The 12,336-nt window shown below is 63.3% G+C and carries 5 protein-coding genes; 4 read left to right on the top strand and 1 reads right to left on the bottom strand.

The genetic code is table 11. The features are described 5' to 3' along the window. Window positions 1-324: 324 nt before the first annotated feature. Window positions 325-690: a HigA family addiction module antitoxin gene (locus AC1DT2_RS07780; RefSeq protein ID WP_063571137.1), complete on the top strand. Its 366-nt coding sequence runs from the start codon at window positions 325-327 to the stop codon at window positions 688-690. On the opposite strand, the gene AC1DT2_RS07775 is transcribed toward AC1DT2_RS07780, so the two are convergent. After that, complete coding sequence (locus tag AC1DT2_RS07775; protein ID WP_063571136.1) at window positions 691-1,890, bottom strand: sterol desaturase family protein; 1,200 nt, start codon at window positions 1,888-1,890, stop codon at window positions 691-693. A 137-nt stretch (window positions 1,891-2,027) separates the two neighbouring features. Here AC1DT2_RS07775 and tldD point away from each other — a divergent pair, with 137 nt between their 5' ends. The 3 genes from tldD to AC1DT2_RS07760 form a co-directional block, all read left to right on the top strand. After that, window positions 2,028-3,467, top strand: a complete 1,440-nt coding sequence (gene tldD, locus AC1DT2_RS07770; RefSeq protein ID WP_063571135.1) for a metalloprotease TldD — start codon at window positions 2,028-2,030, stop codon at window positions 3,465-3,467. 121 nt (window positions 3,468-3,588) lie between these two features. Beyond that, entirely contained in the window at window positions 3,589-4,941 is a 1,353-nt protein-coding gene (gene fliD, locus AC1DT2_RS07765) for a flagellar filament capping protein FliD (protein ID WP_477295646.1), read from the top strand. A gap of 340 nt (window positions 4,942-5,281) precedes the next feature. After that, window positions 5,282-12,336 (top strand): beta-1,3-glucanase family protein (locus AC1DT2_RS07760; protein WP_477295644.1); only part of this gene is annotated, 7,055 nt, incomplete at its 3' end.

The raw sequence follows: 12,336 nt of genomic DNA, 5'->3' as shown, positions 1-12,336 counted from the left end.
GCGCAACACTCTGCGCTGCCCCTGGGTCGAGCCCGCGGCTAGGCCGAGTCAGCCGCCGACCGCCGCGCTATCCCTGCACCGGCAGTCCAAAGACAACCTTGTGAATAATATCTTCTCTCGTTATTATCGAGCGGCGTTATTAGTCATGATCATGTCCTACGGCGATCCGGACGTGCAAGCATTCTTCGAGGGTGGCACTGCAGGGCGATCGGGGCGGCCAGTTCAGCATCCGGATCAACAACCAGTACCGGATTTGTTTTGTCTGGAGCAACGGGCACGCACATCGCGTGACCGTCGTCGACTACCACTGAAAGGAGCGCAATCGTGCGCGAAGTTCCCTATCCCCATCCGGGCGAAATCCTGCTCGAAGAGTATTTAAAGCCGCTGGGTCTCAGTCAGTATCGCCTGGCGAAGGCGATAGGCGTGCCGGCTCCGCGAATCGGTGAGATTGTTGCTGAGAAGCGTGCTATCACGGCCGACACCGGCTTGCGGTTGTCACGTTTTTTTGGGCAGTCGGAGGAGTTCTGGACGGGTTTGCAGGAAAGCTACGATCGATTCATGACACGCGACCTTATGGCCGACACCCTGGCCGCCATCGTCCCGTGGTCAGAACTGTCGAAAACCCTTCCTGCAAGAAAGCGCGCCGAGCCCAGGTCGGCGCCTACGGCCAAACGCAGCCCTCGCCCCTGATCACGGCTTCTGCCGACGAAACGGGAACAGTTGCTGCCGGACGAATCCCTCCGGCATGTAATCGCCGACGACGCCGTATTTCGCGGGAAACTTCGTCTTCGTGGCCTTCACAGCCGTGCCGAAGAGGTAATCCAGGAACGCCCAATGCGCCGCATAGTTCTTGTCGATCGCTTCGTCGTCCGAGGCGTGGTGCCAGTGGTGGAAGTCCGGCGTGACCACGACGTACTTCAGCGGACCCCAGGGCAGGTGCACGTTGGCGTGGTTGAACACCGCCTGGAAGCCGACGACGATGATGTATGCATTCATCACCGCCTCGCTGAAGCCGAGCACATAGAGTGGCGCCAGCACGCAGACGCGGGTGAAGATCAGTTCGAGCATGTGCTGGCGCGATCCGGCCAGCCAGTCCATGGTCTTCACGCTGTGGTGTACGGCATGGAAGCGCCAGAGGAAGGGGACTTCGTGGTACGCGCGATGCGTCCAGTATTGCGCCATGTCGGCGACGAGGACGCACAGCAGTAGCTGTGGCACGAACTGGATGCCGGCAATCATCTGCTGGAACTTGCTGCTCACCAGCCAGCCGAAGGCATGGTGGATGAGGAAATTCACGATCAGCAGTGCCAGACCCACGATGAAGTGGTTCACGGCGAAATGTTTCATGTCGGTCTGCCACTCGAAGCGAAAGACGCTCTGTCCGCGGTAGAGCGGAAAGAGCTTTTCGATCACCACGAACAGGACGGTCGAGCCGAGCAGGTCGAGAATGAACCAGTCCAGGCCGATATACGGCGTGTGATCGGGGAAGGCCCCCACCGGCACGCGTGAGCCGCCCAGCGCGACCGCGGCGATCACCATGATGAAGGCCGCGATGTTGAGATTGCGCTTGCGGCCGAGGATGACGTTCGCAAGGGCGAGGCCACCGGCGACAAGCAGGCCACCGAGCAGGGCCTGGCGGAGCACGTCGACCGAATACTTGTGTCGCAGGTCCGGCGTGGTGAGGTACTGGGGGTAGTGGAAGGCGATGACCGCAAGCAGGCAGAGAAAGCCGAGCGACAGGGCGATAGCCGTACTCACCATGGCCTTGGCCGGAGACAGCCCGCCGCTCTTGTGTAGCAGGTCGCGGGTTTCGTCCACCACCGCCTCGGCCCGCCTGACAGGCGCCGTGGCGACGCGGCGGGCAAAGTTGCGCTTGATTCCCTTGCTCATGGTGTCCGTCCCGATGGATTGAACGACATCGTAGCAACTTGTGTCCCGACCGGTCTGTTGGCCGGCCCCGGAGGGTTTAAGCTGGCCGCATCCGACCCCAAATCCGGGGTTACCCCGAATTCCTACCGGCAGACCTGATGGACTCCCTGATTTCCCTCGCCGAACGTCGCCTGCTCACCCCCGGCGGCCTTGCTTCCACGGACCTGGATCGCGTGTTTTCCCAGATCATGGGGCCCTCGATCGACGCGGCCGATCTCTATTTCCAGCATTCGCGCAGCGAGTCCTGGGTGCTGGAGGAGGGCATCGTGAAGGACGGCAGCCATTCCATCGAACAGGGTGTCGGCGTCCGCGCCATCTCGGGCGAAAAGACCGGCTTCTCCTATTCCGACGAAATCGTCCTGCCGCAGCTGCTCGAAGCCTCGCGTGCGGCCCGGGCCATCGCCCAGGGCGGCGCCGGTGCGGGCAAGCCGCTGGCGATTACCACCGGTCGCGGTCTCTATCCGGCCATCGACCCGGTGGAGAGCCTGCCCAACGAAGACAAGATCAAGCTGCTGCGCGAAATCGACGCGTACGCGCGCTCTCGCGACCCGCGGGTCAAGCAGGTCGTGGTCAGCCTGGCCGCCACGCTGGACACCATCCTCGTCGCCGGCTCAGATGGCACGCTGGCGGCTGACGTGCGTCCGCTCGTTCGCCTCAACATCCAGGTCATCGTCGAGCAGAACGGCCGGCGAGAGCAGGGCCATTCGGGTGGTGGCGGCCGTTACGGTTATGGCGAGTTGATCGCCAACGGTCGGGCTCACGGCTTTGCCGACGAAGCCGTGCGTCAGGCGCTGGTCAATCTCGAGGCGGTAGACGCCCCGGCCGGTACGATGACCGTCGTCCTCGGTCCCGGCTGGCCCGGCGTGCTGTTGCATGAGGCGATCGGACACGGCCTCGAGGGCGACTTCAACCGCAAGGGCAGTTCGGCCTTCACCGGCCGCATTGGACAGCGCGTCGCCGCCGAAGGCGTCACCATCGTCGACGACGGCACGCTGCCTGGCCGCCGCGGTTCGCTCAGCATCGACGACGAGGGCACGCCGACGGAGTGCACCACCCTGATCGAGAACGGCATCCTCAAGGGCTACATGCAGGACAAGCTCAACGCACGGCTGATGGGCGTGAAGTCCACCGGTAACGGTCGCCGCGAGTCGTTCGCCCAGCTACCGATGCCGCGGATGACCAATACCTACATGCTCGCGGGTCATCGTGAGCCGGAAGAAATCATCCGCTCGGTGAAGCGCGGCCTGTATGCCGTGAACTTCGGTGGCGGGCAGGTCGACATCACCAACGGCAAGTTCGTCTTCTCGGCGAGCGAGGCCTACCTCATCGAAGACGGCAAGGTGACGCGTCCGGTCAAGGGCGCGACCCTGGTCGGCTCCGGCCCGGAAGTGCTCACCCGGGTCTCGATGATCGGCAACGACCTCAAGCTCGACGAAGGCGTTGGCGTATGCGGCAAGGACGGGCAGAGCGTCCCGGTCGGTGTCGGCCAGCCGACGCTGCGGGTGGACGCCATGACGGTCGGCGGCACCGCGTCCTGAGGGCCCGATCAAAAAATTACGATGGCATCGTAATTGCTTGCGAGTAGGGATATCAGCGTGACGGCGCCCGCGCCGTCAAGATCCCGACGCCCTGGGCAGGCGTTCTCAAGGAGAGAACCTCGTGGCAACCAATACCATCAATCTCGGCTCGAGCTCGATCGACGTCGCCGGCATCGTCAAGAATCTATCGGACAACAAGCGCAAGGCGACGGATAAGGCGCTGGCGAAGCTGGAAGATACGAACAAGACGAAGATATCCTCGGTAGGCAACTTCACTGCGTCGCTGACGAATCTGCAGAAGGCGATCAAGTCCCTGTCGGATGGCTCGGCCTTCAAGGCGCACAAGACCTCGATAAGCGAGCCCACCGTGCTCTCGGCCGTGGCCGACCCCGATGCACGTGCCAACAACTACAGCATCGAGGTGACCAGGCTGGCCGCTGCCCAGAAGACCACCTCCGTGGCGTTGGCCGGCGGCAAGGCGGCGGTGGGCACGGGCACGCTGACGATCGCTATCGGCGCCAGGTCGATGACCCTCGACGTCAAACCGCCGGCGAACTCGTTGGAGAACATCCGCGACGCGATCAACAAGGCGCAGGGCAATCCCGGTGTCACGGCCAGCATCGTCACGGGCACGGACGGTGCGCACCTGACGTTGACCTCAGCCTCGACCGGCAAGCAGAACGCATTCACGGTGTCCGCCAACGGCGACGCGGATCTCTCGCAACTCGCCTTCGACCCGGCGAAGGACACCGCGATCACCGCGGCGCAGGATGCCGAGTTCACCATCGACGGTAATACCAAGGCGACGAGTCCGACGAACACCGTCGCGTCGGCGATCGACGGCGTGACGCTCACGCTGACCAAGATCGGCACCAGCACGGTCGACATCCAGACCGATTCGAGTGCCGTCGCCACCAGCCTGAACTCGCTGGTCACCGCATACAACCAGTTCATCTCGACCTACCAGGCGCTGACCAAGTACGACCAGACGAACCAGCAGGTCGGCGCGTTGATCGGCGACGCCACGGTGACGTCCATCAAGAGCCAGATCTCCACGCTGGTCGGTTCGAAGACATCGGGGAACGCGGCAGGCCCGCACTCGTTGAGCGATCTCGGCGTGGCGTTCCAGCTCAACGGAACGTTGAAGTTCGATGGAACCAAGCTGACGAAGGTGCTCGCCACCTCTCCCGCGGAGACCCAGGAACTCCTCAGTGGCTCGCAGAGTGCCACCGTGAAGCTGGACAAGTTGATCACCGACTGGACCTCGACGAACGGCATCCTCAGTCAGCGCACGGCCAACCTCAACGCGCGCACCAAGGATATCGACAAGAAGCAGGCGAACTTCGAAATCACGATGCAGTCCTTCGTCGACCGCACCACGAAGCAGTTCACTGCGCTGGATACCATGATGACCAAGCTCGGTAGCACCAGCAGCTACCTTCAGCAGCAGTTCGACGCCTTGTCGAAGAAGTGATGAGCACCGCGAGATACCTCGATAGAGGGATGTCGCGATAGCTCAGCACGATGAGGGAGAATCCTCTTGGCCGATTCTATCCAGTGTCGTACAAATATGACCTGCGTCACGGAACGCGAGCGTATGGTGGCGAAAGTCCTTGATAGGTGACCGCAAGGTATTGTGACTGTCATCAGTCAAGCGGATGATCCGCCGGCAGACAGCGTATGGACGGCTAAATCCCTCCACTCACCTCGTATCGACAGCAGTACAGCCGGCAGCTCCTCCCGCCGGCTCRTGCCGTCGTGCGTGTTGCGAACGCGCTGTCCCTCAGCGGCTCTCACAGGGGGACCCCTACCCAATGAAGACACACCCGATACTGCAACGCGGGGCGAACGGACGAGGGCGGCTGGCAAGCCTGCTCGCGGCCGTACTCCTTGGCGCGACGATGACCGCGCAGGCGGTCACCCTCGCGCCATCGGATCGCCAGGACATCAATCTCGGCGCACGACCCTGGAAATACACCAAGCAGGCCGTGCAGAACCCGAATGACCCGGTCGTCTACGCACCGCTGCCGAATGGCGACGACGGTGCGATCCCGACCTTCAACGACAGCGCATGGCTGACCGTTGGTATTCCGCACGCTGCCAACGATTTCACCACTTTCATCAATCAGGAGTCTGGCGGCGGCCAGGGCAGCCTGGATGGCGAGACCAGTTGGTATCGCGTCAAGCTCGACGACTCGGCGAAGTTCGCCGGCAAGAAAGTCATGGTCGAGTTCGAAGGCGCCCACACGGGTGACCGCGTCTACATCAACGGTCATTTCGTTCCCGGTACCGGCGTGCTCAACCAGCCGGGCCAGGCGGATGAGAACGCGACCCACGTGATCGGCTTCCTGCCGCACATCGTGGATCTGACGCCCTTCCTCAAGTTCGACGGCACCGACGTGCTGGCTGTTAAGGTCAGTCGCAGTGGTGGGGGCTTCTTCGAGGATCCCGGCTTCTCCGGCTCGTTCCGCTTCGGCCAGGCCGAAGCCGGCCTGTTCCGTCCGGTAAAACTGCACGTGACCAACTTCGTGCACATCCCGGAGAACGTCTACGCGGGCCAGAACACCTGGGGCACGTATGTAGGCACCCAGAGTCTCAGCGCGGATCACACCACGGCGACGGTCAAGGTCCAGACCAACGTCGTCAATGAGACCAACGCGGCAAAGTCGGTGACGCTGACCACGCAGATCGTCGATGCCGACGGCAACGTCGTCAAATCCGATCAGCAGCAGAAGACGTTGCCGGCGAACTTCGTGCCGAATAACGAAACCCCGGTGTTCGACGAAACCATCCAGGTGAGCAACCCGCACCTGTGGTATCCGAACAACAGCATCAACGGCAAGCCTTACCTGTACAAGGTGCTGCATACGGTAAGCATCGACGGTGTGGTGGTGGATGCAAAGCAGAGCACGCTCGGCATCCGTGTCATCACCTGGGATAAGGACTTCCCGTACGTCAACGGCGCGAAGCAATATATGTGGGGCGGCTCGGGCCGCTACGACTATCCCGCGCTAGGTTCGTCCGTGCCTGAAGAGCAGCAGTGGCGCGATCTGCAGCAGCTCGCTGCCGGTGGCGGCAATCTCTGGCGTCCGGGTCATTCCCCGTCCAGCCCCGAGTTTGTCGAGGCCGCGGATGCGCTGGGCGTTTTCATCGTGCAGCCCAGTGGCGACGGCGAGAACGGCTTCGCCAACCCGTGTGGTGGCGAAGCAAAGCCGGAACTGACCAAGCAGTGCAACGACATGTGGACGATCAAGCGCGAGGTCCATCGTGACATCGTGATCCGCGATCGCAGCCATCCGTCGATCCTGGCGTGGGAGCACGACAATGGCGTGATGTCGACGCCGTTTGYCGTCGAGCTTCGCGCGCTGGCCCGGACCTGGGACAGCATCAACCCGCGCGCCGCAGCCGACCGCACGCCGGACGCCGCCAATGGCGACATCCTCAGCTGCTCGAAGGCCGGCTGCGAAACCTATCTGCACTCGACTGAGTTTCCGAACAAGCCCGCCTGGGGCGCGGAATACTGGGGTCCTGGCACGCTGCGTCATTCGTACGACTACGAGCTGGCCTTCGCGCTGAACTACCTCGTGCCTTACTCCCAGGCCCGCAAGGTCGGCACGTTCGGCATGGCCCAGTGGTACATGTCCGATACGCCGGGTGAAGTCATCGAGGCCGTCGAGGGACTGGAGGACGCCACTCATTGGGCCTACCAGCTAAATCCCGACAAGACGATCGCGACGCACCCGGATGGAAAGCCGATCAAGGGTTTTCGTCACAATATGCGCGGCAATAACGCGTCGATGACCGATGCTAATCGTTTCCCGCGCATGCTGTACTACGTGTACGAGTCCGTCTGGGTGCCCTACGACCTGCGTCCGGTCGTCAAGCTGGCCAACACCTGGAATCGCACGGGTGACATCCAGGTCAACGCCTTCAGCAATTGCCCGGCCGTCCGCCTGCTCGTCAATGGCGTACCGCAGGGCAGCGACCAGGTGCCGAACCGCTGGGACACGATCGACGACGCCTCGTACGCTGTCGAGAACGGTCCCACGGACGAAGACACCGGCAAGATCGTCGGTTCCGACAAGGCGCAGGCCACCACGAAGCTGCCGGGCCAGGTCCATTGGAATGTCACCTGGCAGCCGGGTACCGCGACCGCGCAGTGCATCGACGCACTGGGTAGCGTGCGCACGGGTGCCGACGGGCAGCCGGTGGCGGATACGCTGACCACCGCAGGCAAGGCCGATCACATCGAGCTCGATGTCGTGCCCAACGTGGTCAAGCCGGATGGCACGCGTTTCCAGGTCACGGCCAACGGTTCGGATGCCGCCTTCATCGTTGCCAAGGTCGTTGACGCCAACAACGTCGTCGTGCCGGATGCCGCGCAGAAGGTGACCTTCGAAGTGACCAGTGGCGCGTCGATCGTGACGTACCAGGGTGGCACGCAGCAGTACGTCGATTACAGCGCCGGCGAAGTGCCGGACAACAATGGCGGTATTGCCGAGCCGATCCACAGCTACCACTCGCCGGGTTCGCCGGAACTGCAGTTCGAGGGCGGTCTGCAGAAGATCGCGCTGCGCTCGAAGTTCACACCGGGCCAGGTGACGGTGACCGCCACCGCACCGGGCCTCACGGCCGGCTCCGCCACGTTCGCTATCGTCAACGTGCCGGCACCGCCGATCGCGTCGGGTCCGCCGTCGATCATTGCCCAGCCGATCGAGCAGGACGTGACCGTAGGTGACGTTGGCCACTTCTCCGTGACCGCTTCCGGCACACCGCCGCTGACCTTCACCTGGAAGAAGAACGGCGTGGAGATTCCGGGTGCGACAAGCGCAAGCTACGTCACGCCGGCCTCGACGACCGGCGACGACGGCAACGCGTATACCGTGGTCGTGCACGGCCAGGGCCCCGACCAGGAGTCAAGTCCTGCTGCGCTCAAGGTCTTCGCCTTCAGCCAGGTGGTCGTCCGCACACAGCCCGTTGCCCAGAACGTGGATGCAGGCCAGCAGGCCCACTTCCAGGTCGTGGCCGACGGTTCGCCGACGCTCACCTACCAGTGGATGAAGGGTGCATCGGCCATTCCGGGGGCGAACAGCCCGAGCTACGACACGCCGACGCTCACTGTCGCCGACAGCAACGTCGACTACTCGGTCGTCGTCACCAACTTCGGCAGCTCCGTGCCGTCGCAGGCCGCGCATCTGACCGTGAATCAGCCGCGTCCGCCGGTCTTCACAGGCACCCTGGCCGATGTTCGTGCGAACCCGGGCCAGCCGGCGACGTTCGACGTGACCAACCTGGTCGCCGGCACCGCGCCGTTCCACTACAAGTGGTCGGTAGGTGGCGTGGCGGTCGGCGACGACCTGCCCACGCTCGCCATCCAGTCTGTGCAGCAGAGCGATATCGGTACGTATACGGTCACGGTGACGAATATCACCGGGGTCGTGGCGACCACGACCGCGAAGCTCACCCTGGCGCCGCCGGGTGCGAACCTCGCCCGTGAGAAGGCGACGCTCTCGTCGGAAGTCGAGAACGTGCAGGGTACTGCCGCATGGCAGGCCGTGGACGGTGATGAGACGACCCGCTGGGGCTCGAAAGTCGGTGATGACAACGGCTTCATCACGGTCGATCTCGGTTCGTCGCGCACGTTCAACCGTGTCGTGCTGAAGTGGGAGAACGCCCACGCCACCGAGTACAAGATCCAGTATTCGGACGATCCGAACACGGGCTTCCAGGACGCGTACCACACCGACACCAGCCTCGGCGGCACGGAGGATTTCACCTTCGACCACCCGGTGAAGGGTCGCTATGTGCGCATGCAGGGCATTCATCGCGCCACGGCCTACGGCTACTCGCTTTATGAGTTCGAGGTCTACAACTCGGCGGGTTGCTGCGCTGTCACGGATCGCTACACTTCCGCGACCGGTTCGAACCTGGTAACGGATAACCTGAGTGGCCTGCAGTGGGACCGCGTGCAGCGCGGCTTCGCTGATCAGGGTGCGCAGTTCACGCAGTCGGTCGCTGTCCAGACATGCGCGAAGGACGGTATGCGCCTTCCGACGGTCGATGAAGCGCTGGCGATCAGCGGCCAGAACTACTCGAGCGAGGCGTTCCCGGGCGCGTGGAACACGTGGACGGACGGACAGGACCCGACCGACTCCACCTTTGCCTTCCAGGTGAGCTATCTGGGTGATATCCGCCGTGAAGTGGCGGAAAACAACCCGGGCCACGTGCTCTGCGTGAAGGGCACCAAGGTGGTAGCTCCGACCATTACCGCCCAGCCCACCAACCAGACCGCTGGTGTGGGTCGTTCCGCACCCTTCACCGTGACGGCGACGGGTGTCGGTCCGCTCAGCTACGACTGGTACACCGTGACCAAGGACGCGAACGACCAGGACGTGCTCACGTTCGTGTCGAGCACGGCCGACGGCAAGTACGCCACGCGGGCCCTTACGGCCGCCCAGAATGGCACCGTCTACCGCGTCAATGTCGTCAGTGCGCAAGGCCTCACCACCGCGAGCAACAACGTGTTGTTGACGGTCGACAACTCCAGCGCCGGTAACGATCCGCCGACGTGGGCCGGTCCGGTCACGCAGCCGAACAACGGCGGTGGCAACGACAACGGTGGCGGAAATCCGCCCAGCCCGGGTACGCCGGGTGACGGCAAGGGTGGCGTGAACATCGCCATCGGTGCCACGGCATCGTCGTCCTACACGACGGAGCGTCCGGATCTCAATCCCGGTGCGGCCATCGACGGCGACTTCACCACCCGTTGGGGTTCCGTGCAGAAGCAGGATCCGGTCGACCTGATCGTGGACTTCGGCACGCCGAAGAGCTTCGACCACGTGATCATGCGCTGGGAAAATGCGTCTTCGGCCCAGTACACGATCGACGTTTCCGCCGATGGAAAGGCATGGAACACGGTCGTCGGTCCGGTCGTCGGCAAGGGCGGCGTGGACACGCAGACCTTCCCGGTGCAGACCGCACGCTTCGTGCGCATGAACAGCCTCAAGCGCAACACCGACTACGGCGTCTCGATGTTCGAGTTCGAGGTTTACGCTGCCACGGCCCCGACCATCGTCGGGCAGCCACAGTCGCAGAGCGTGACGGCAGGGCAGGCGGTGAACTTCACCGTCGGCGTCAAGGCCAATGGAACGGTCGGTTACCAGTGGCGCCGCAACAGTGCGTCGATCGCCGGTGCCACCCAGGCCAGCCTCGGCTTCACGGCCGCGGTCGCCGACGCGGGTAACTACGACGTGGTCGTCACCGACACGGCGGGTCGTACCGCTACGAGTCAGGCCGCGACGCTCACCGTGCAGCAGCCAGCAGCTCAGCAGCCGCCGGTGTCGGGCACGAGCAACCTCGCCCTGAACCGTCCGGTGGTCGCTTCGGATTCGGAGAATCCGGTGGCGTTCAAGCCGGGCAACGTCAACGATGGCGATGCGAKCACGCGTTGGTCGTCCGGCTTCACCGATGACCAGTGGATCGAGGTGGATCTCGGTTCGGTCAAGCTGGTGAACAAGGTGGTGCTCAACTGGGAGAACGCGCACGCCACGTCGTACGCGATCGAAGTGTCGACCGACCACAAAACCTGGCAGACGGCGGACGCGAATCCGGCGAGCACGGGTGGCGTGGAAACGCGCACGTTCACGCCGGTTTCGGCGCAGTACGTCCGCATGCATGGCATCAAGCGCAGCACGCAGTACGGTTACTCGCTGTGGGAGCTCGAGGTCTACGGTACCGACGGCGGTGGCACGACGCCGACGCAGCCGACCAACCCCGGTTCCAACGATCCGTCGCAGGGCTTCGATTACTCGGTGTATCCGGGCTTCATCGGCACCCAGCTGCGCAACACGACCAATGGCAAGTGGACCGACGACAAGGTGTACGTCGCGGTGATCGGTCGCGATCCGAAGACGAACGTGTTCTCGTGGGTCAAGCCGGATGGCACGATCGCGCCGCTCGCGGTTGAGGACAACGACGGCAACGGCCACCTCACCAAGAACGGACAGAACTATCCGAACTACTTCTTCACGCTGGCGCAGTCCAAGCTGCTCCTGCTGCCGAAGCTGGATTCGGGTCGCATCTTCGTCTCGGTTGGTGAACCGATGTACATCAAGGTGCTCAAGGCCGCCGACAACTCGATCGGCTTCGCGGGCCCCAATCCGCTCAACGGCACCGATCCGAACATCGGCGTCTACTACGACTGGTACGAGTTCACCTGGAACGACAACGCCATCTTCATCAACACGACGCAGGTGGATCAGTTCTCCATCCCGCTCGCGCTCGATGTRTTCGGCGGCAACAAGACCCGTCACGTGTCGTCCGGCATCACGCAGACGCGCGCGCAGATCTTCGCGCAGTACAACCAGGAAGTGCCGGCCGAGTTCGCGCTGACCCAGGCGGATCCGGTCCGGATCCTCGCTCCCGGCAAGGATCAGTTCGACGTCGGCAAGCCGCAGGAGCATTACTTCGACAGCTACATCGACGATTCCTGGACGTACTACCAGAGCCACGTGCTTGAGATGACCATCGGTGCCAAGCAGTTCGAAGGAACCGTGGTCAACGGTGTACTGACCTTCACCCACACGAACTGGGCGGATACGCACGAAGCGGACGAGCCGGAAGGCATGCTCTTCAACGTGCAGAAGCCGACCACGCAGGACGTGCTGGAAGGCAAGGGCAACCTGGCTCGCTCTAGCGACCCGTGGGGCGTGGAAGGCCAGCTGGAGGCGCAGATCTGCGCAGCGTTCAACCGCCACGTGATGGAAGACACCACGCAGTGGAAGGATGCCTCTTCGTTCTACCTGCAGTCGCCGGCGAACTACTACTCGCGTTTCTGGCACCTGCACGGCGTGAACGGCAAGGCCTACGG

The organism is Luteibacter sp. P4_E6, from assembly GCF_056401535.1.
This window is presented reverse-complemented; position numbering and strand designations above follow the sequence as displayed.

Coding starts and splice junctions, on each gene's coding strand:
- AC1DT2_RS07775 (WP_063571136.1), bottom strand. CDS start 1,890: ATGAGCAAGGGAATCAAGCGCAACTTTGCCCGCCGCGTCGCCACGGCG.
- tldD (WP_063571135.1), top strand. CDS start 2,028: ATGGACTCCCTGATTTCCCTCGCCGAACGTCGCCTGCTCACCCCCGGC.